The sequence below is a fragment of the Chlamydia avium 10DC88 genome, assembly GCF_000583875.1.
Classification (GTDB): Bacteria; Chlamydiota; Chlamydiia; order Chlamydiales; family Chlamydiaceae; genus Chlamydia; species Chlamydia avium.
The window spans coordinates 707928-729157 of the sequence record NZ_CP006571.1 but is presented as its reverse complement, the minus strand read 5'-3'; the positions used below and the strand labels follow the sequence as shown (position 1 = coordinate 729157).

The following is a 21230-nucleotide window of genomic DNA, read 5'->3' as shown; positions in this document are numbered from 1 at the left end:
ACTATTAAATGTATATTATTTTTTTAATTCATTTATGTTATAATAGTTTAACTTTTAATTTTATTTTTAGTAAGGAAATGAAAAAGTCTATCTATAAGTATGGTTTTAGTAGTTTATTGTTGCTCTTGAGTTTGAGTAGTTGCTGCTTGAACCCTTATGGATCCAAGCAGTTCCCAAAAAACTCGCAGGACATAAATCAAAAATCTGTTACACTTCAAGAAAATGAAAATAGGCCTTCCCGGTCGCGGAGATTATTTTCCCGACGCGGTAACAAAAAGAAAACATCTCAAGTGCAAATGAATTTTAAGAAGTATGGAGATCAAGTAACGGAGCAAGATAAAAAAGATATCTCCTTTGTGGTATCTGCTGCTTCCGAAAAGTCTTCGTTATCTTTGGCTATGTCTCAAGCTGAAATTAAGACAGCTTTGAATCGTATTAAAGAATTGCATCCTCTGGCTCTATTAAAGTTTGTAGCTGAAAATTCCTCATTAATTGAAGGAATGAAGAAAATGCAAGGGCGTGATTGGATTTGGAATATGTTTCTAAATGAGTTGAAAGAAGTATTTTCCCAAGCGGCAGCACAGGGAATAATCAGTGACGAGGATATTAAAAACTTCTCTCTTTCTCTCCACCTAGATGAAGAGGTCGTTTCTTCCATTGTTCAAGGGGAAAGATGGCCAGAACTTCTAGATATGGTCATGCAAGTTGCCTAAAGATTTTCTCAGATAAACACTAGCTAGCTTTTTAATAAGAAAATATGCTGTTCGTGAACGATTCATGAACAGCATATGTATTTCATAACTTGTTTATACTTGGCTTACAACACGTAATTCATTTCAGTAATAATGTGTAAAAGTCCGTAAATATAAGCTACCGAAATAAGGGAAATTAGAAGCAGATGAAAAAGTTACTCTTCTTATCTTGAATGAAGAATCTCAGCCTGATATTTTGTAAAATTAAAAACGCGATGCTTATTGGAGGCGCATTATGCAATTACTTTCACCAGAATTTTCTTATGGCCAACCAATTCCGCGGAAATATACGTGCCAAGGACTAGATATTTCTCCTCCCCTAATATTTAGTGAAGTGCCCTCAGAGACAAAAAGCTTGGCACTACTCGTTGAAGATCCTGATGTTCCTAGAAACATAAGAGAAGATGGCTTATGGATACATTGGATTGTATATAATCTTTCCCCCTCTATAACCAATCTAGCTGAAGGTGCGAATATTTTCGCTATTCAAGGGTTGAATACATCAGGAAGTATAGGTTATCAAGGCCCCTGCCCTCCAGATAGAAAACATCGTTACTTTTTTTATCTCTATGCTTTGGATATTATTCTATCAGAAGAAGAGAACGTAACTAAAGATCAGCTGCTCGAAGCTATGGAAGGACATATTTTGGAAACTGCAGAGTTAATGGGAACCTATGAGCAAAGCTAAGGATCTACTCCTCTTCAGGAACAAATTCTGAACGTTTTTTTCGGTGCTTCCAATATAGAGGACCGTAATGATAACATAGTTCCTCTCCAGCTTCTATAGTCTGTATAGTACGTATAATAATATGGAATAATCCGCCTTGGAAAGCTCCGATAGCTTCAACATTAGGTTTATCGCTGTGATTAATGAAACGTGTAAAGTTTCCTTGATAACCACTGTCAATAGTGAAGTATTTCCATAATCCAGAGGAAAGAGGATAACGAAAACAATAGTCGTTTTCATCTAGCCAAATGGCTTGACGATAGCGAACTATCCCTGTGTACTCACCAATGTATGCCCACGCCGGGATCCTCTCGCGAGCAAAGACTCCATAACCAATGTAGGAATTAATCCAACATATGGCAACCGGAGGCATAGAAGGCATAATTAAGTCGTGCTTATGCAACTCTCCTAACCATTTAGCGATAGGAGAAACTAAATGTTTTTTCTGTGCCTTACGGCATAATTTACGTACACGTTCCTCTACTTGCCAATCCTTAAAAGTAAGAGAGGGAAGAAATTGAAAATTGAGTAGCTGACATGCTCGCTGTACTGTATAAGGACAGCTTTCTTGCCAGTGATGACTCAGAGAAACATAAATAGTTTCGTTTGAAGAAGACATTACTTTCATACATTTGCTAAAGATCTATTAAAGTAAAGGGGATCGGATACTTCATGTTTTTCCGCAACTACGGGAACTATTGGTGTCATACTTTCTATGGAAGAACATACTGTAGATAACGCAAGTTCAGGTGAATTCGATTCACTAGAAAGGTGGGCTAAATACACCTTCTTTATCCTATTGGTAAGAATTTTTTGTAATAAGGTGCCACACTCTTGATTTGAAATATGACCTAATTTGCTTAACACACGTTTTTTATAAATATCCGGACGTGAAGATTGTCGTACCAGTTCAGGATCATGGTTGGACTCTATAAATAGATAATCACAATCATAGAGCTCATGAATAATCCATGAAGTTATCCAACCCAAATCAGTACAAAACCCTAGTTTTTCTTGATGATAATGAAAAATAAAACCTACAGGATCTTTAGCATCATGAGGGACGTTAAAGGTTTGAATATGCAAATCATAAAAAGAAAATTTCGATCCCGTAGAGAAAATTTTAAATGTCGGATGAATATCTAGAACCTGACATAAACTACGAGCTGTTTCCAAGTTGCAAATAATTGGCGTATTATATGTTCTAACAAAACTTTTAATTCCAGAAATATGGTCAGAATGCTCGTGAGAAACAAAAATAGCCTGAATATCTTCAGGATGAATGTTCATAGAGAGAAGATTCCGAGTGACTGTTTGCTTGCTAATTCCCAGATCTATCAGAATCTTACAAGATTCTGTTCCTAGATATGCACAATTTCCCCTGGAACTTGAGGCTAAGGAAAAAAAACCTTCCATAGCTATCCTTCTTGTGGAGGCATTTGTATTAATACTTGGCGGGGCTTGGCACCTTCTGAAGGGCCGATAATTCTTGCTTCTTCAAGTTGATCTATTAAGCTCGCAGCTCGAGCATAGCCAATTTTTAATTTCCGTTGTAAGAAGGTAGTAGAAGCGTTCCCTGTCTGAAGAACTAAGTTTTTTGCTTGATTATACAAAGGATCCCTTTCCTCACTATCAACATTAACCATATTTTCATAAGTATCAAATGAAGGGATTACGTATTTTGTAGGGAAACGAGAGCAAAGATCTTTAACAACCTTATTAATATCTTCATCACAAATATAGGCTCCTTGTAGACGAATAGCCCCAAATGAAGAAGGAGAAACAACTAACATGTCCCCATTCCCCATGAGATTTTCAGCTCCGGGTTCATCAATGATAATTTGACTATTGACCTTATTTGCAACCTTAAATGCAATACGAGAAGGGAAATTTGCTTTAATTAAACCCGTAATCACGTCTCGAGAAGGACGTTGTGTAGCTAAAATTAAATGAATACCCACAGCTCGCGCCATTTGAGCTAGTCGAATAATAGGAGTTTCAATATCTTGAGAAGAAGAAAGCAAAAGATCAGCTAATTCATCAATTATCCCAACAATAAAAGGCATTTTATCAGGGATTTCTTTATCATAGGAAGCTTCTATTTCTAAATTGCGTTCACGAGAATTAAAAGCTTGAATATTACGTAACCCTAAAAATCTTAAAATTTCATAACGTAATTCCATTTCTTTCACTAACCAATTTAAAGCACTATAGGCATCACGAGCCTCTGTAATGACTGGGGTTAGCATATGAGGAAGTTGGGAATAGCCTGTTAATTCTACTTTTTTAGGGTCGACAATCACTAATTTAATATCCGAAGGGAGTGATGTCATAATTAATGACATGACAATTGTGTTAATACACACAGATTTTCCTGAGCCAGTAGTCCCAGCAATAATTAAATGAGGCATTGTGGCTAAATCTGCTAAAAAATTCTCCCCATTTGCCTTTTTCCCAAGCAAAAGAGGAATCTGTAGCTTACGATGGTGTTTTTGATAATCTTCTAGTAAATCACGAAAATTTACAGGTTGAGGATAAGGATTAGGAATTTCAATTCCTACAGCAGCTTTGCCTGGAATCGGTGCAATAATTCGAATGCTCGAGGCTTGTAAATTTAAAGCGATATCGTTTTCTAAAGCTTTGATTTTCTGAACCTTTACTCCTGTATTAGGTTGAACCTCAAATGCCGCTAGTGTTGGACCAAAAGAAATATTCCCTATTACTGCCTCGATCCCAAAACTTTCTAGCGTCTGTTGCAAAAGAACAGCTTTTTTCTGAAGTTCCTCAAGAAGAGTTTCGGGTTTGATATTATCGCTCTTACTCAATAAGTGATATTGAGGTAATTCAGATTTCTTCCCTTCTAAGACAGGTGAAGGAGAAGAAGGTTGAATAACTTTTGAATGTGAGGATTTTGGCAACACTAGAATTTTTGATTCTGATGAAGGAAACTGAATTCTATTTGTAGGAGGTAAAACGCGTTTTTGAGGGTGAGGGGTTAATAAAAATGTTGCTGAATCCTCAGGATTAGAAGAGTTTTGATAATTCATTTGCTCATTTTTCTTAATGGGCAAAGATACTGTAGGTATAGGAAATGAACGTAAATGCGTTTTTGTAGGCGCAGAAGAAGGCACCTTAAGTGAGGGTTTAGGGAGATAATTTTGCTTATTTAAGAGTTTTTTTAAGGAGATTTTGCAGAAATGACGAAAAGAATGTAATTTGTTTTTGAGAAATCTTTGCAGTATTTTTTTTTTAATTAAGACGATTCCTCCGCAAAGATAGAAAACAGAAAAAAAGAGAACAAAAGAAAAAATCAGTGCTGTACCCACAGAACCAATCAAATGCTTTAAGCAAAAAGATTGACCAGAATAAAGAATATAAAAAGGAATACCCCCTAAATAAGAAACCGGAGGATTCATCCCCAGAATTATTTTAGGAAGACGCGAGTCTAAAAATTGAGGAAGAGTTTGTACGGGAGACAACATAGATAGAAGTATCGAAGAGCAGACAGGAATAGATGCAAATGCAAGCGCTTTACGATGCTGAATTCTCGCTGGAGTATTTTTAAAATTTAAGAAGGATAGCCACAAAAAATATAGAGGGATCAGAAAAGAAGCTATTCCAAAGCTATATAATAGAAAAGAACTTAGTGACCAACCTAATAAACCAATCCAATTCTGAGTACATGGTTGGTTATTGTGAAAACTCCATAAGCTTAGTCCTGAGAAACAAGCTAAAAATAAATAAGCACTAGCTTTTACTGTACAAGATATTGAAGGCCATAGGGAACATTTAGACTTTTTCTGTTCTTTCGCCATGAATAAACACTAAGTTTTAAGTGAGGTGAAACTTTATTCTAATACTGGTTATAGCAAGAACGGCAAAAAGAAACAAAGAAGATAAACATGGGCGAATGACGGGGCTTGAACCCGCGACCTTCGGAACCACAATCCGACGCTCTAACCAACTGAGCTACATTCGCCATAAAGCACAAAATATTATCCCGAAAATAATATTTATCCAAGATAAAACCTGAACATAAGCAAGATAGTACGATAAACAAGAGAAAATCCATCATTCAAAGATAGCTTCTTCCATTATTGAGGATTATTTTTACAAACCCCATCTCTAAAATATAAAGCACGAGCTCCCTTGCCAAATCCCTAAAATTATTAGTTCTCAATGTCCATAAACAAATAATTCGGTTTTCTATTTAAGTGCTGGGAAATTCTATGGGATATATAGGGAACCCTGTCTAATGAAGGAGCAAAATAGCGGTTAAAAAGCAAAAATTTTTTTACACTGACAAAATATAGGAATTTTAAACCGTAAATCGATCAAAAACAAAAAAATAGGGAAAAGAATGCAGTGTTTATTTTCTCGCTCAAAACATATTCAGAAGCTGAATATTTCCTTAATTGAATTTTCTGATCTAAAAAAAATGATGCGAAATGGGTTGTGCAAAAAATAGGCTTTTTATAAGATGTTGATTTCTTCTTTTTTGAGAATCACGAAAAGAAGAAAGAGTCCACACTTCGATGTGAGCAAGAAAATGGAAGTTTAGTTAAGCTTCCTTCTTAACAATGCAAATGAGATAGAATGCAGGCCAGTATAAATGCTTGTTTTGGATTTTAAAAATCCGTTAATTTTTAAGATTTATTTTTTCTGAGAATTTGATCTTGGTTCAGATTGAACGCTGGCGGCGTGGATGAGGCATGCAAGTCGAACGGAATAATACTTCTGTATTATTTAGTGGCGGAAGGGTTAGTAATACATAGATAATTTGTCCTTAACTTGGGAATAACGGCTGGAAACGGCCGCTAATACCGAATGTGGTATGTTTAGGCATCTAAAGCATATTAAAGAAGGGGATCTTCGGACCTTTCGGTTAAGGGAGAGTTTATGGGATATCAGCTTGTTGGTGGGGTAATGGCCTACCAAGGCTTTGACGTCTAGGCGGATTGAGAGATTGATCGCCAACACTGGGACTGAGACACTGCCCAGACTTCTACGGAAGGCTGCAGTCGAGAATCTTTCGCAATGGACGAAAGTCTGACGAAGCGACGCCGCGTGTGTGATGAAGGCTCTAGGGTTGTAAAGCACTTTCGCTTGGGAATAAGAAAAATTGGCTAATATCCAATTGATTTGAGCGTACCAGGTAAAGAAGCACCGGCTAACTCCGTGCCAGCAGCTGCGGTAATACGGAGGGTGCTAGCGTTAATCGGATTTATTGGGCGTAAAGGGCGTGTAGGCGGAAAGGAAAGTTAGATGTTAAATCTTAGGGCTCAACCCTAAGTCAGCATCTAATACTATCTTTCTAGAGGGTAGATGGAGAAAAGGGAATTCCACGTGTAGCGGTGAAATGCGTAGATATGTGGAAGAACACTAGTGGCGAAGGCGCTTTTCTAATTTACACCTGACGCTAAGGCGCGAAAGCAAGGGGAGCAAACAGGATTAGATACCCTGGTAGTCCTTGCCGTAAACGATGCATACTTGATGTGGATAGTCTCAACCCTATCCGTGTCGTAGCTAACGCGTTAAGTATGCCGCCTGAGGAGTACACTCGCAAGGGTGAAACTCAAAAGAATTGACGGGGGCCCGCACAAGCAGTGGAGCATGTGGTTTAATTCGATGCAACGCGAAGAACCTTACCTGGGCTTGACATGTATACGATCGCGGCAGAAATGTCGTTTTCCGAAAGGACGGATACACAGGTGCTGCATGGCTGTCGTCAGCTCGTGCCGTGAGGTGTTGGGTTAAGTCCCGCAACGAGCGCAACCCTTATCGTTAGTTGCCAGCACTTTGGGTGGGAACTCTAACGAGACTGCCTGGGTTAACCAGGAGGAAGGCGAGGATGACGTCAAGTCAGCATGGCCCTTATGCCCAGGGCTACACACGTGCTACAATGGCCAGTACAGAAGGTAGCAAGACCGTGAGGTGGAGCAAATCCTTAAAGCTGGCCCCAGTTCGGATTGTAGTCTGCAACTCGACTACATGAAGTCGGAATTGCTAGTAATGGCGTGTCAGCTATAACGCCGTGAATACGTTCCCGGGCCTTGTACACACCGCCCGTCACATCATGGGAGTTGGTTTTGCCTTAAGTCGTTGACTCAACCTGCAAAGGAGAGAGGCGCCCAAGGTGAGGCTGATGACTGGGATGAAGTCGTAACAAGGTAGCCCTACCGGAAGGTGGGGCTGGATCACCTCCTTTTAAGGATAAGGATAGCTGTCTTAGGATAGCTAGACTAGGTTGGGCAGGCATTTAAAAGTTTGTATTCTATTTCTTTTGCATTGTTAAGCGTTTGTTTTCGAGACATTTAGTTAATCAAGTGTTATTGTAAATAATGGTAACAAGTATAATTCACATATAATAATAGACGTTTAAGGATATATGTCTTTAGTTAAGAGTTAACTTGCATGGATCAATAATTTACAGACCAAGTTATTAAGAGCTATTGGTGGATGCCTTGGCATTGGCAGGCGATGAAGGATGCGTTTACCTGCAGTAATCTTCGGTGAGCTGGTATAAAGCTATGACCCGGAGGTCTCCGAATGGGGCAACCCGATAGATTAATCATCTATCATTGCATACTGAATACATAGGTATGCAAAGCGACACCCGCTGAACTGAGACATCTTAGTAAGCGGAGGAAAAGAAATCAACGAGATTCCCTCTGTAGCGGCGAGCGAAAGGGGAACAGACCAAACCATATTTTTAATATGGGGTTGTAGGGTCGATAATATGGGATCTTAAGTTTTAGTCGAATATTTCTGGAAAGTTGAACGATACAGGGTGATAGTCCCGTAGACGAAAAAACAAGAGACCCTATTCGATACCTGAGTAGAACTAGACACGGGAAACCTAGTTTGAATCTGGGGAGACCACTCTCCAAGTCTAAATACTAGCCAATGACCTATAGTGAACCAGTACTGTGAAGGAAAGGTGAAAAGAACCCTTGTTAAGGGAGTGAAATAGAACCTGAAACCAGTAGCTTATAAGCGGTCGAAGACCTATAGCTTCTTCGGGAGCAATGGTTGACGGCGTGCCTTTTGCATGATGAGCCAGGGAGTTAAGTTAAACGGCGAGGTTAAAGGATTTACATTCTGGAGCCGAAGCGAAAGCGAGTTTTAATAGAGCGTTTAGTCGTTTGATTTAGACACGAAACCAAGTGAGCTATTTATGACCAGGTTGAAGCATGGGTAAGACTATGTGGAGGACCGAACCAGTACATGTTGAAAAATGTTTGGATGAGTTGTGAATAGGGGTGAAAGGCCAATCAAACTTGGAGATATCTTGTTCTCTCCGAAATAACTTTAGGGTTAGCCTCGGATATTAAGCTTTTGGGGGTAGAGCACTGAATTCTAGCGGGGGCCTACCGGCTTACCAACGGAAATCAAACTCCGAATACCAAAAGTGAGTCCGGGAGATAGACAGCGGGGGCTAAGCTTCGTTGTCGAGAGGGGAACAGCCCAGACCGCCGATTAAGGTCCCAAATTTTATGTTAAGTGAGTAAGGAAGTGATGATTCTAAGACAGTTGGAATGTTGGCTTAGAGGCAGCAATCATTTAAAGAGTGCGTAACAGCTCACCAATCGAGAATTATTGCGTCAATAATAATCGGGGCTCAAACATAAAACCGACATCGCGGGTGTATATTTTAAATATACGCGATAGGAGAGCGTAGTATTCAGCTGCGAAGGTATACCGTAAGGAGTGCTGGAGCGGATACTAGTGAAGATCCATGGCATAAGTAACGATAAAGGAAGTGAAAATCTTCCTCGCCGTAAGCCCAAGGTTTCCAGGGTCAAGCTCGTCTTCCCTGGGTTAGTCGGCCCCTAAGTCGAGGCACAAATGCGTAGACGATGGAGTAACAGGTTAAATATTCCTGTACCACCTAAAACTATAGCAATGGAATGACGGAGTAAGTTAAGCACGCGGACGATTGGAAATGTCCGTATCACAATGAGATTGGTTAGTAGGCAAATCCGCTAGCAAGAAATCAGGTTGTGGTTAAGGGAAATCTTCGGAGGAACTGATAGTGTGGCGCGAGGCTTTCAAGAAATAATTTCTAGCTGTTGATGGTGACCGTACCTAAACCGACACAGGTGGGCGAGATGAATATTCTAAGGCGCGCGAGATAACTTTCGTTAAGGAACTCGGCAAATTATCCCCGTAACTTCGGAATAAGGGGAGCCTCCTAGGGTGATTGCATTTACTGCATGAGCCCCGGGGGGCCGCAGAGAAATGGCCCAGGCGACTGTTTAACAAAAACACAGCACTATGCAAACCTCTAAGGGGAAGTATATGGTGTGACGCCTGCCCAATGCCAAAAGGTTAAAGGGATATGTCAGCCGCAAGGCGAAGCATTGAACCCAAGCCCTGGTGAATGGCCGCCGTAACTATAACGGTGCTAAGGTAGCGAAATTCCTTGTCGGGTAAGTTCCGACCTGCACGAATGGTGTAACGATCTGGGCACTGTCTCAACGAAAGACTCGGTGAAATTGTAGTAGCAGTGAAGATGCTGTTTACCCGCAAAAGGACGAAAAGACCCCGTGAACCTTTACTGTACTTTGGTATTGATTTTTGATTTGTTATGTGTAGCATAGCCAGGAGACTATGAACATCTCTCGTCAGGGAGGTGGGAGTCGCCGTTGAAATACTGGTCTTAATAGATTGGGAATCTAACATTATTCCATGAATCTGGAAGATGGACATTGCCAGACGGGCAGTTTTACTGGGGCGGTATCCTCCTAAAAAGTAACGGAGGAGCCCAAAGCTTATTTCATCGTGGTTGGCAATCACGAGTAGAGCGTAAAGGTATAAGATAGGTTGACTGCAAGACCTACAAGTCAAGCAGAGACGAAAGTCGGGCTTAGTGATCCGGCGGTGGAAAGTGGAATCGCCGTCGCTTAACGGATAAAAGGTACTCCGGGGATAACAGGCTGATCGCCACCAAGAGTTCATATCGACGTGGCGGTTTGGCACCTCGATGTCGGCTCATCGCATCCTGGGGCTGGAGAAGGTCCCAAGGGTTTGGCTGTTCGCCAATTAAAGCGGTACGCGAGCTGGGTTCAAAACGTCGTGAGACAGTTTGGTCTCTATCCTTTGTGGGCGCAGGATACTTGAGAGGAGCTGTTCCTAGTACGAGAGGACCGGAATGGACGAACCAATGGTGTGTCGGTTGTTTTGCCAAAAGCATAGCCGAGTAGCTACGTTCGGAAAGGATAAGCATTGAAAGCATCTAAATGCCAAGCCTCCCTTAAGATAAGGTATCCCTATGAGACTCCATGTAGACTACGTGGTTGATAGGTTGGGTGTGTACGCACAGTAATGTGTTTAGCTAACCAATACTAATAAGTCCATTGACTTGGTTTTTATCATATAAAAAGCCCTATAGGCTTTTTAGTTGAAATAAAACGATCAATGTAAGTTGCGATAAAGACGTCCTTACACGTCTATTAGTATGCGTGAATTTACGTTACAAAAGTTTGCTTGGTGATAATGGAAAAAGGGGTACACCTGATACCATTCCGAACTCAGAAGTTAAGCTTTTTATCTATGGGTGAGAAGATTTCATATGCTTAATACGTACGAAGGGAACATGTATTTAGATATATTTCCCGGTAAAAGACAAAGGCTTTCTTATTACGAGAGCATACAAAAAGTAACAAGAAAGCCTTCTTAGCTTATATATAAGGGTTAACTACCAAAATCATCAAGAATAATTGAAGAGCGCTCAACTCCATAATTATCTAAAAGTTTCAAAATGCTACTGTTATGCAACGGTGGGCCACATACATAATATAAGTAATCTTCAGGGTTGCTTAGCTTACTTAACTGCCCAAGCTCAAAAGCTCGATATAAGAAATTTGTTTTTTCAGGATCATTTTTTGGCCAACCAGAGGCAATATCTTCAGGAAGGGGTTCTGATAAAACTAAATGATAATGAAAGTTAGGAAACTTTTTATCTAGATTTTCATATTCTTCTTGGTAAATATTTTCTTTTAAAGAACGAGCCCCATACCAAAGTGTGATTTCTCTTTGTGAGTGTTTATCTAATAATAGATCTAAAATATGACTTCTTCCAAACGAGGATCCTGCACCTCCAATAAGAAAAATTAAAGGACGAGCATTATCTTGCATAAAAGATTCCCCATAGGGACCTGATACTGTAATTTTATCACCAGGTTTCAAAGAAAAAATGTAAGATGAGCATATCCCCCAAGGAATATTGGGGTTAGGAGCATCGTTAATTATAGGAGGAGTAGCAATACGTATATTAAATTTAATTAAAGGAAGCTCTGCAGGATATGAGGCTAATGAATAAGCCTTATTTGCAGAATTTGGTTCTAAAGAACTATTATTAATAGTTGTGTTAAATAAATGGAATTTCTCCCAATCATTGTAGTATTGGGGATCCATAGTTTGTTTCCAATCTGAAGTTTGTGTTTGGTATGGAGGTACACTGATTTGTAAATATCCCCCAGGCTTAAATGGGATAGGATGATTAGGATCAATGGAAACAATAAGTTCTTTAATAAATGTAGCTACATTGTTGTTAGAAATTACTGTACCTTCCCAAGAGGAAGCATGTAGGTAGCGTTCTTCAATTTCTAAACTTAAATCGTGTTGAACTTTAGTTTGACAGGCAAGACGCCATCCTTGTTCTATTTGCTTTTTAGAAAAAGTAGCAAGATCTGTTTCTAAAGGAGAATCAGCATTTTTTACAATTTTTACCTTGCATTGTTTGCAAGTTGCTTTACCCCCACAAGGAGAAGGTATAGCTATACCTGAATCTAAGAGTGAGGATAAAAGAACACTTCCGCTATTTACTGTTTTTGTTAAAGAATCATCATTATTGATTTTTAGTTTACAAGGGCACTTTTTGATAAGAAGCTTCCGAGCAATGAGAATAATTCCAGAAAGCATCAAGCCTATAATAGAAAAGATTACACTTGCAATACCAACAAAATATAGACCTGGAAGCCAAGCCATGATCGTGAGAATCCCCGATTTTATGAATAGCTTATAGGGTCAAGTTATAACTTGGCTTATAAAAAATCAATGTAGATCTCTTGTGGATAGCAGAAGGCAACTCTTTGTATTTTAAAGATTATCCTTTAGTTCCGTCTGGTTTTAATACTTCGGAAATAGCAGCTTTTAATATTTCAATTTTCCCTGAGGCAATATTAAGAACTACGGTATGTTCACGAATTTCATCAATGGTGCCCACAATACCCATAGCTGTGACCTTATCCCCACGGGCAAGCTCATTTCTTCGTTTTTCCATGGCTTTTTTACGTTTTTGTTCAGGGCGCCATAAAATGAAGTAGAAGAATAAAATAGCAATTCCTAGCATGATAGCAGGTTGAGCAAAGGTATTCCTTCCAGAAGCACTATCTTCATTTGCTAAGAGAGAAGAACAACTGCTGATAAATAGCAAAAACATGCATACACGAGCTAACATTCAACCACCTATACTTCGATTAATCCAGAGAGAAGGTTAACACATTAGGGAGGGTACGTTCAATGCTTTTCCTAGGGGTCTTCTCTTTCTAGTAAAATAATATTTTCTAGATGAGGAGAGTGAGGAAATTGATCGATGGGTTGCATTTTTTTTATTGAGTATCCCTCAGCTATTAAATAACGACACTCTTGAAATTGTATTTTGGGGTTACAAGAGACATAAACAAGTTTTTTTGGTGCAATTCTTAAAAGATACTTAAGAGTTTTATTTTGCAAACCACAGCGGGGAGGATCAATGATGGCAATATCAGGAGGGAGTTTATCTTGTTGGCGTTTGCAAAAAGTTTTTACATCTTCTAGATAAACTTCGACACGAGATTTTCTATCATTTACAATGATATTTTCTTTTGCTGAGTCTATAGCGTCAGGAACAATTTCTACACCAATAACTTTTTTTACATAGGCAGAAAGCATAATCCCTATGGTTCCTGCTCCACAATAGAGATCTAATATGGTTTCTTGGCCTTGAGGTTTTATAAATTCCTTAATAACTTCGATGATTTTTGCATTTTGAAGACTTTGAGGTTGAAAAAAGCTTCGGGGATATATGTGAAAAGTTGCTGAATTTCCATCCTTAGGTAATGTTAGTTTTTGTGTAATAAAAGCATTTCCATAGAGAAGATGGGAGAGGAAATACGTTGGTGTGTTTTTTTCACTAAATTTTTCTTCCCAGATGATAGATGTTATGGGTAGAGAAGAGGTTATAAGAGAGTATTTCCATTTTTCTATGATTGCCCTATCTACAGCGTACTCCTTCCTTGCAGATGTAGTAAGAATAACCATAAGATGGTGCTCAGGGCCTCCAATGCGTACTGTTAGAGTGCATAATGATCCTTTATTTAGTGGGGGGTAGTATGCTTGGAGTTCGGGATAAGCTTCCCACCACGATCGTGTTAACTGGAGGACATCCATAGCATCTTTATGGATCATTAGACATTCTGTAATGGGAATGCCTTTTTTAGGTTTGGTGGGAGTAATGAATCCTAAGCTTTTTTCTCCATCATAGGTCTGGTAAAAAGAAAATTCCATTTTGTTTCTTCCCCTTAAGAGGGGCTCACAAGGAATGATAGGAAGAATATCTTTATCCGGGAAGATAGGAGCAAATAACTGATGAAGAAGTTGCTCTTTTACTTTTAGAGAATTTTGATAATCAGATTGTGGAGAGGAGCATCCCCCGCAAACAGGAAAATGTTTACAATTGACTTGTGTGGCCATAGCAAACTCCAAAGTCAATGATATTACTACATATCGAGAGAAAATTACGCTATGAAAATATAGATTTATACTTAAGTTAAACTAGATTGTAGAAAGACGATGATAATACTTTGAATGATTTACATAAAAAAGAGGATAATTGTAACAAAATTATAATTACCCTCTCAAAACCAAGATGGGGGAGAAATTATTTTCTTAGGAGATGGGATTTAGAACCTTTTTTCCCTTTTGCTTTTACAGGAGCTTTTTTAGCTGAGGTCCTTATTTTTGGTTTTGCTTTTGCTGCTGTTTTTTTAGCAGTAGTTTTTATTGGTTTTTTAGCAGCAGTCTTTTTAATTGCAGGTTTACGTTTCATCAAACCAGCTTTTTCAGCTTTGATTGATTCTTTTCGATATAGCTTTGCAATTTTTTCTAATTTGATAGAGTCTGTACGAACTCGCTGAGCCGCTGCTTTATTTCCTTTTTCGGCTTTATCTAAGTCATGTTGGATACTTTCCAACAGATCTCTCATTTTTTTTGCCGTATCTTTTAGCGCCATGAAAAGCGTCCTCTAGTTGTAGTTTTAAACTATTTTTACTTGTTTTAATTTTTAATTAGTTTGTTTGTTCAAATTCATGCAACATTTTTTTTAGAGAAAACAATAAGGACAATCCTCGATAGATTTTTATACGACATATAGTTCTTTGTTTATCAATATGTTATTTTAAAAAGACTCTACTTATCTTTTTTCATGCAGGTAATTTTAAGTTCTAGGTAAAGGGAGTGTTATGTGGTAGTTTCGGTGCTTGAGGTATTGGTGATTGTAATTTTTTGGTAGCATCAATCTTTTCTAGTTTTTTGATATTTGCATAGGATTTATTTTTTAATACACTTATTTTGTTTTTACTTCTCTTCGAGGCTATGGTAAATCAATTTCGATGAAAATCTATTGCGCCTTATTCATACGTTTTGTTCAGAGTTGTTGTATTTTAGTTGTGGGATTTCTGAGTGTTTGTGCTACCCCACCTCAGAAGCTCCCGTTTGGTCATTATTGTGCTGATGTACACACAGCATTAAAATCAGGAAAAGCGTGTGATGAAGTTTTTTCTAAATTTGTAGATCGTATTATTGAAGATAAAACAGAACTATCTCTGAGAGATTGGGAGACCATTGCATTTTTAGTTCGGGATTATGTTCAAATAAGAATAAAACAAGAGAATCATACAGCTAGCGCAGAGATTTTGAAGAAATTACTTTCTGTTGCTTCTATGCCTTATCAGATTAAATCTTCTATACGTCTTTCATGGCAAAAGCTCAACCCTGATGGAGTTCCTCTAAGGGAACTAACAGCGAGATTACATGATGTTAATAATTTTCAAGCCACATTAGAAGATCATCTTCTACTTCAGTTGTACAATATGACTTTGCACAGTAGTTATGATGATCGAAAACAAGAGGTTCTTTTGGCGAAGGAACGAGGTGACTATGATGAAGCCTTACGATTGTGTCATCAATTAAAGGAGAGTATAGAAGCAGGGGTTTGCAGCCCTCATCCTGATATCCTTGCTACGGAGAGATTTTTTTTAAATAAGACGATCCTCGCTTTACAGTTAGAGAAATCTCGAGATGACATAGAATTGTGTGCATCGTTATTGCTATCTTATTGTCGTGCGGAAAAGGATTACGTGCAATCTATAGAGAGTTTGGTATTGAGAATATCTCAAGGAGAAGTCAATCGAGCTAATGAAGTTGACGTTGTTCTTTTAGCGCATGCTTTATATACACTTCCCTGGGATCAAAAACAGGCAATTCATGAGTTAGAGGTACTCATCGATCATGGGAATTATTTACAATCAACATTATTGTGTTACGGATATTTTTCTTTATTAGAAATTCATTATCAAAATAAAAATTTCGAAGCAATTCGTAAATTGCTCTGTGCAGGAGAAAAAGTTTTTCTTTCAAATCATCCATATTTCCCCGAGTATAGTTTTTTCCTTGCTAGTTATCATTATGAAAAACAGGATTATGAAAAATCACAAGAAATCTTCTTATCGATTTTAAAGTATGCTGTAAAATTAGGAGTTACTTTAGCAAGAGTATATGAGTATCTTGGTTGTATTCATTGCCTACATAAGCAATATAGTGAGGCTGAAGATTTTTTCCTCAAAGCATATAAAGGTTGGAATCGTCAGGAAGCAGGTTTGGGTTTGTTTCTTACCTACGCTCTGCAAGGGAAATCTACATTGTGTGAAGAATTTCTCTCTCGTTCATCTTTTTCTTTTGCGTATCACAATATTGTGAAATCAATTACTTCATCATTTTTAAAACGTGAGGACGCTTCTCTATCTCCTTTTGTTAAAGTTTGTACAATGTTACATCGTGATCAACATGTTTCTCTTTCGGACATTTATTATCATTGTATTTACGATATGATAAAGAGGTACCCCATTTGCCATTCGCATCCTATACTTTCTCTTATTGATCTACAGCTTGTGCATGCTGAGCAAGAGTATTTTGAAAAAATTCAAGATACCATACGAGATTCTGATTTTCGTCGAGCATTAACATTCTGGTTAGATTTTCGCGGAGGGAAGTTACCAGTAGAGCATACTAGGGATATATCTTTGACTCATCCTGAGTCTTTAGAAGAAATTGCTTTGTGTTGTTTTTATGCTTTATATAGCAGCGATTCTGTATCTGGAGATGCTTTATCTCAGGTATTTTCTTCAGAATGTTCTTCTTTACAATCTGTTATCCGTTGGGTATGGGCGTTAACAAGGTCCTCCTGTAATCAAGAAGAGTTAAGGCGCTATTGTGAGCATTTGTCCCTACGTCCTTTTGGAGATCGGTTATACCTACTTGCTTATGACGTTCAGGAATATTTTTCAAAGAATGAACAAGCTTTGACGCATTTATCTGCATTTTCTGACTTTTTCCCTAATTCTTCATTATTGCCTGCCGCCTATTATTTCCAAAGTTGCGCAGAGGATACTTTAATGAGAAAAATTAGTTGGCTGACAAGGGCATTGCAGGAATTTTCCGAAATTACTTTGTCTGGAGAAAATGCGAAACCTTGGGCATACATATATTATACAGTGAAGTTAGATCTCGCAAATGCCTATCTTGCTTTAGGAGAGACTACGCGAGCTAAAGAAGTTTTTGAAGAGGTTAAGCAAGATTGGACTGTTCCTAATCACCCACAGTTGACTTTTATTGAAGATTCTTGTGTTCGTATTTCAATGGAGATGCGTTGGGTAATAGGTTTAGCTTATGTGTATGAAAGACTACAGGAAAGAAATCTTTTGATACACCATCTTTTAGAACACATTGAAAAGCGTTTGTTAAACCATTCTTTGCGTAGAGAATATGTCGGGGAAATGTTAATGAAGACAGTAGCCCTTTGTGAGCGTTTTCTCGTTACAGAGGGCAGCAACAGTATGATAGGCTGATGCAACACATCGGTTAACTCCGGGCCCTGAAAAATTTTGCCCAACAATCTTTAGATTTTGAGGGATGTAGGGGAGAATTTGGTTTTTCATTTCCAAAAATCCTACACAATGTTGAGGTAGACCTTCTTCTGGAGAAAATAATGAGAAGACATCGGGTTTATGTGTGATATGGAGATACTCAGAAATTGCTGCTAGGGAAAAAGCATAAGCATCTTCTTCATGCCAACGGTTTTCTAGAAGTAGAGAAAGAACAGTTTTCTCGGGGAGTTGTTCTGGGAAAACTTGGGAATTAAAAATTATTCCTAATAGGGGGGGCTCATCAGAAAATAACATGCCGTATCCTTTAGGTAGATTTGGTCGTTGTGTTTTCCATCCTAAAGTTATACATGAGAGATCCAAAGAAATAGTTTTTTTAGCAAGATGAGATATTCCTCGGATATTGATAAGTCGGGGAAGTAAGGATAATGGACCTGTATAAATAGCTAGGTCTCCAGAAAAAGTTTCTTTTTCTGTGCTGATAGTAACTGAAGAAGATGAACATTCGATTTTAGTCACGGGAGAGGAGAATCTCCATGTTACAGATAGTTTTTTTACTAGTGTATCGATAAGAACACCAAAATTAGGTTTTAATGAGGCAAGGTAGGGCTCTTGCTTAATTTTTGTTGAGGATTTTTTGAGATAGCTTCGTAGTAGGGAACCTGTTTGTGCTTCGTATTGAGAAAGAGAAGGAAAGGCCATGTGGGCAGAAAGAAGGTGGCTATGCCCTGCGCGGGTAGCTAGAACAATGGGATTAAAGATATGATGAACAAGAGATTTCGTACTATGTCGTTGTAAAAACTCCCTTACGGAACTATCTTTATAGTATCGAGAGGCAAACAAATCTTTAACTATCGCTAGAGGTAACCCTTCTTTCATTAGGGTCCATAAAGAAATTTTTCTGGTTTTTCCCTTGTAATGAATGAATCGCGTTTTCGCTGTTTTGTTGCTAGTTACAAGCAGAGGGTATAGTCCCAATTCTTGAATTAGTCTTAGAGTGTATTTACCTTCCCCTTGGGTCAGAAATCCTTTAGGCCCTAAATCTAAAGCAAAATCATCATGATATTTGGTATGTAGTAATCCTCCTGGTTGAGGAGATTTCTCCAGAATAAGGCATTCGGTATTTGGGAATTTTTGTTTCAGCCACCAGGCTGTGGATAATCCTGAAATTCCTGCACCTATGATAAGGATTTTTCTCATATTGATCCTGAAAACTTGGGAATTGAAGATGTGGATTTTAGAAAATAATTATCGAAGGCTGTAGCAATAACTCGGACAAATATTTCTCCTAAAGGAGTTACAGTTATGGATGATGAGCTATTGTGTAAGAGGCCTGTGGATGCCATACTAGAGATCCTCTCATGGCTTGCAGAGAAGTAAGTATCAAAATGATGGCCATGGAGATTAAAAAACTCTTCTTTGGATACATGGAATGTACACATTAACTTATGGATTACCCATTTTCGGATTTTATCATCTTCAGATAGGATCTTACTTTTACTTGTTGCTAGAGAGCCTGCGGCTATCTTCTCATGATAAGATTGCAATGTCTTTGTATTTTGTAAATAGATCCCTCGGATGAAACTTGTCGCAGTGATTCCTAATCCTATTAAGTCTTCCTCAGGAGGTAGAGAATAGCCCTGGAAATTGCGGATTAATGTTTTGTTGTTAAAGGCAATGCTTAGAGGGTCTTCAGGAAGAGAAAAATGATCTAAACCGACTGCTTGATATCCTGCTTTTATTAATGTGTGCCTTGCATGAGAGTATATTGCAAATTTTTCTTCCATAGATGGTAAAGAGACTTGTTTGATAGCTTTTTGATGAGGTTTCGCCCAAGGGACAAAAGCAAAAGAAAATAGAGCCAAACGATCTGGACGCATGTGCAAAATATCAGAAATTGTTTGCGCAAAGGTTGCTTTTGTTTGTTTTGGAAGCCCGTAAATTAAGTCGATATTAATACTTTCAAAATTTAGTTGACGGAATTTTTCATAAGCTTGCAATGACTCTTGGTGACTTTGGCGTCGGCGCACAGCTTCTTGAACAGAGGGATTGGTATCTTGTATTCCTAAGCTGACTCGGTTAAATCCTAAAGACTGAAGAAATTGGGGTTTATCTTGGTCGTCCCTTAAAGAACGGGGATCAAATTCAATAGCAATTTCTTGTGCTTCTGAAAGATTGAACAGGCGATGAATGGCAGAGAAGAGCTTATCAAAAAGCTTACGAGACAGACGACTAGGTGTTCCTCCTCCAAAATGGATACGAGATACCCTCCTCTTCCCAAGGAGAGAATAGATCAATTCCATTTCTTGGATCAAGGTATCAATATACTGTTCTACGATATCTTCACGGCGGTTAAGTACAACAGAACATCCACAATACAGACACATAGATTGGCAAAAAGGAATATGAAAATATAAGGATAAAGGCTGATCATCTTGTTGGAGAAGACGAAAAGCTTGATAAGCAGGTTGTGTATCCGAATCTTCCCATTCTAAAACAGTAGGATAGCTAGTATATCTAGGTGCCGGTTGATGAAGACCTTCTAAGAATTTAAAGTTGAGGTTAAACATAATAACATAGCTTGGACGTTTTCTAAAGGGGTTTCAGGGAGGATACCATGTCCTAAGTTGAAAATGTAATGAGGTTGTGATTTTAAAGGAATAAGGTATCGTTCAACATAACGGAGAAGTTTATCTTGAGAGAGAAGAAGAAGAGCAGGATCTAAATTCCCTTGTAGAGAGCCTGGCTGCGGTAGAGTAGCATAAAGATGAGCAAGGTCCACGTGATAATCGGGGTGTAAGGTATCTGCTCCCGTAGTGTATAGATCAATGAAATTTTCATAAAAGCATCGGCAAAACAGACTAATAGGAGCAGAGATTTCTTGCTTTATTTGAGAAATCAGTCGGGTATTAGGTCTAGTGATGTAACGAGAAAATAGTGCTGAGGGGAGTCGCAAACTGGAGGATTCAAATAGTTGAATAGCAGCAGCTCCTGCTTGAATTTGTGCTTTTAAGTAAGAGATTGTAGCTGAGGCCAGTTGCGATAAAAGAGAATCAAATTTTTCAGGATATTGGTATAGAAATGCCATTGTCTTGGGGGAGTCTTTTGTATTTCCTCCATCTAGCAGGTAGTTAGCTAGTGTAAACGGAGAAGCAGCAAAAATAATGAGAGGCACAGATAAACGTTGAACAAGACAGCGGATAGCTTCTAAAAGATAAGAGAAATGTTCTTCGGGATGCTGTGTGAATAAGTATTGTTTCTGAGGAGAAAAATCAATTTTAGGCCCAGGAGAGAAATCATAAGGAATTGCAAAGCCGTCCAATATAGAAAGAATGTCAGCAAAAAGAATAGCAGCATCCACTTGCAATAATTCTGGACCTAGAAGGGTCGCCTCAACAATAGCTTCAGTATCATGAAACAATTCTTTCAATGTTCGGGAGCCTTTGAGTTCTTTATATTGGGGCATATAACGCCCTACTTGTCTAAGTAGCCATACAGGTGGACGAGGAGTCTTGGGTTTAATGAGTTCGTAAAACTGTGACATGA

General features: G+C 38.5%; 13 protein-coding genes, 1 tRNA gene and 3 rRNA genes. 6 read left to right on the top strand and 11 right to left on the bottom strand.

The window, feature by feature from the left end:
• Positions 1-77 precede the first annotated feature (77 nt).
• On the top strand, positions 78-713 hold the full coding sequence (locus RT28_RS03210; RefSeq protein ID WP_035392678.1) for a DUF8085 domain-containing protein: 636 nt from the start codon (positions 78-80) through the stop codon (positions 711-713).
• A gap of 274 nt (positions 714-987) precedes the next feature.
• Positions 988-1440: a YbhB/YbcL family Raf kinase inhibitor-like protein gene (locus tag RT28_RS03205; RefSeq protein ID WP_020355579.1), complete on the top strand. Its 453-nt coding sequence runs from the start codon at positions 988-990 to the stop codon at positions 1438-1440.
• 4 nt (positions 1441-1444) lie between these two features.
• On the opposite strand, the gene RT28_RS03200 is transcribed toward RT28_RS03205, so the two are convergent.
• From RT28_RS03200 to RT28_RS03185, 4 genes are all read right to left on the bottom strand, one after another.
• Entirely contained in the window at positions 1445-2107 is a 663-nt protein-coding gene (locus RT28_RS03200; protein ID WP_020359141.1) for an SET domain-containing protein, read from the bottom strand.
• On the bottom strand, positions 2104-2895 hold the full coding sequence (locus RT28_RS03195; protein ID WP_020355577.1) for an MBL fold metallo-hydrolase: 792 nt from the start codon (positions 2893-2895) through the stop codon (positions 2104-2106). Before RT28_RS03195 ends, RT28_RS03200 begins: the two co-directional genes overlap by 4 nt.
• 2 nt (positions 2896-2897) lie before the next feature.
• Complete coding sequence (locus RT28_RS03190; RefSeq protein WP_038500862.1) at positions 2898-5294, bottom strand: FtsK/SpoIIIE family DNA translocase; 2397 nt, start codon at positions 5292-5294, stop codon at positions 2898-2900.
• A 90-nt stretch (positions 5295-5384) separates the two neighbouring features.
• Positions 5385-5458, bottom strand: a tRNA-His gene (locus RT28_RS03185).
• A gap of 679 nt (positions 5459-6137) precedes the next feature.
• Between RT28_RS03185 and RT28_RS03180 the strand changes: the two genes are divergently transcribed.
• The 3 genes from RT28_RS03180 (at position 6138) to rrf (ending at position 11073) form a co-directional block, all read left to right on the top strand.
• Positions 6138-7687: ribosomal RNA gene (locus RT28_RS03180) — 16S ribosomal RNA — on the top strand.
• A gap of 224 nt (positions 7688-7911) precedes the next feature.
• Positions 7912-10851, top strand: a 23S ribosomal RNA gene (locus RT28_RS03175).
• Positions 10852-10967: 116 nt separating this feature from the next.
• A 5S ribosomal RNA gene (gene rrf, locus RT28_RS03170) occupies positions 10968-11073 on the top strand.
• Together the 16S, 23S and 5S rRNA genes form the textbook arrangement of a ribosomal RNA operon.
• 102 nt (positions 11074-11175) lie before the next feature.
• Here the strand turns inward: rrf and nqrF are convergent.
• The 4 genes from nqrF to hctA all read right to left on the bottom strand — a co-directional run bounded on the left by nqrF (position 11176) and on the right by hctA (position 14755).
• The gene (gene nqrF, locus RT28_RS03165) at positions 11176-12471 is read right to left on the bottom strand and encodes an NADH:ubiquinone reductase (Na(+)-transporting) subunit F (RefSeq protein WP_038500859.1); all 1296 of its coding nucleotides are present in this window, start codon (positions 12469-12471) and stop codon (positions 11176-11178) included.
• Between the two features lie 118 nt (positions 12472-12589).
• Complete coding sequence (yajC, locus tag RT28_RS03160) at positions 12590-12943, bottom strand: preprotein translocase subunit YajC (RefSeq protein ID WP_020356569.1); 354 nt, start codon at positions 12941-12943, stop codon at positions 12590-12592.
• A 71-nt stretch (positions 12944-13014) separates the two neighbouring features.
• Positions 13015-14217, bottom strand: coding sequence for a 23S rRNA (uracil(1939)-C(5))-methyltransferase RlmD (gene rlmD, locus RT28_RS03155; protein ID WP_038500856.1), 1203 nt, complete (start codon positions 14215-14217; stop codon positions 13015-13017).
• Positions 14218-14404: 187 nt separating this feature from the next.
• Positions 14405-14755, bottom strand: a complete 351-nt coding sequence (gene hctA / locus RT28_RS03150; RefSeq protein WP_020356567.1) for a histone H1-like protein HctA — start codon at positions 14753-14755, stop codon at positions 14405-14407.
• Between the two features lie 379 nt (positions 14756-15134).
• On the opposite strand from hctA, the gene RT28_RS03145 reads away from it, so the two are divergent.
• Complete coding sequence (locus RT28_RS03145; protein WP_038500853.1) at positions 15135-17648, top strand: tetratricopeptide repeat protein; 2514 nt, start codon at positions 15135-15137, stop codon at positions 17646-17648.
• On the opposite strand, the gene RT28_RS03140 is transcribed toward RT28_RS03145, so the two are convergent.
• From RT28_RS03140 to hemE, 3 genes are read right to left on the bottom strand one after another with little or no spacing between them, the layout of a single operon-like run.
• Entirely contained in the window at positions 17580-18884 is a 1305-nt protein-coding gene (locus RT28_RS03140) for a protoporphyrinogen oxidase (protein ID WP_038500849.1), read from the bottom strand. The two genes, RT28_RS03145 and RT28_RS03140, sit on opposite strands and share 69 nt — an antisense overlap.
• Positions 18881-20254 (bottom strand): oxygen-independent coproporphyrinogen III oxidase, encoded by a 1374-nt coding sequence (gene hemN, locus RT28_RS03135; RefSeq protein ID WP_038500846.1) that lies wholly within the window; start codon positions 20252-20254, stop codon positions 18881-18883. The genes RT28_RS03140 and hemN overlap by 4 nt, the downstream gene beginning before the upstream one ends.
• The gene (hemE, locus tag RT28_RS03130) at positions 20227-21228 is read right to left on the bottom strand and encodes a uroporphyrinogen decarboxylase (RefSeq protein WP_020359139.1); all 1002 of its coding nucleotides are present in this window, start codon (positions 21226-21228) and stop codon (positions 20227-20229) included. Before hemE ends, hemN begins: the two co-directional genes overlap by 28 nt.
• Between the last annotated feature and the right edge of the window lie 2 nt (positions 21229-21230).

Coding starts and splice junctions, on each gene's coding strand:
- RT28_RS03210 (WP_035392678.1), top strand. CDS start 78: ATGAAAAAGTCTATCTATAAGTATGGTTTTAGTAGTTTATTGTTGCTC.
- RT28_RS03205 (WP_020355579.1), top strand. CDS start 988: ATGCAATTACTTTCACCAGAATTTTCTTATGGCCAACCAATTCCGCGG.
- RT28_RS03200 (WP_020359141.1), bottom strand. CDS start 2,107: ATGAAAGTAATGTCTTCTTCAAACGAAACTATTTATGTTTCTCTGAGT.
- RT28_RS03195 (WP_020355577.1), bottom strand. CDS start 2,895: ATGGAAGGTTTTTTTTCCTTAGCCTCAAGTTCCAGGGGAAATTGTGCA.
- RT28_RS03190 (WP_038500862.1), bottom strand. CDS start 5,294: ATGGCGAAAGAACAGAAAAAGTCTAAATGTTCCCTATGGCCTTCAATA.
- nqrF (WP_038500859.1), bottom strand. CDS start 12,471: ATGGCTTGGCTTCCAGGTCTATATTTTGTTGGTATTGCAAGTGTAATC.
- yajC (WP_020356569.1), bottom strand. CDS start 12,943: ATGTTAGCTCGTGTATGCATGTTTTTGCTATTTATCAGCAGTTGTTCT.
- rlmD (WP_038500856.1), bottom strand. CDS start 14,217: ATGGCCACACAAGTCAATTGTAAACATTTTCCTGTTTGCGGGGGATGC.
- hctA (WP_020356567.1), bottom strand. CDS start 14,755: ATGGCGCTAAAAGATACGGCAAAAAAAATGAGAGATCTGTTGGAAAGT.
- RT28_RS03145 (WP_038500853.1), top strand. CDS start 15,135: ATGAAAATCTATTGCGCCTTATTCATACGTTTTGTTCAGAGTTGTTGT.
- RT28_RS03140 (WP_038500849.1), bottom strand. CDS start 18,884: ATGAGAAAAATCCTTATCATAGGTGCAGGAATTTCAGGATTATCCACA.
- hemN (WP_038500846.1), bottom strand. CDS start 20,254: ATGTTTAACCTCAACTTTAAATTCTTAGAAGGTCTTCATCAACCGGCA.
- hemE (WP_020359139.1), bottom strand. CDS start 21,228: ATGTCACAGTTTTACGAACTCATTAAACCCAAGACTCCTCGTCCACCT.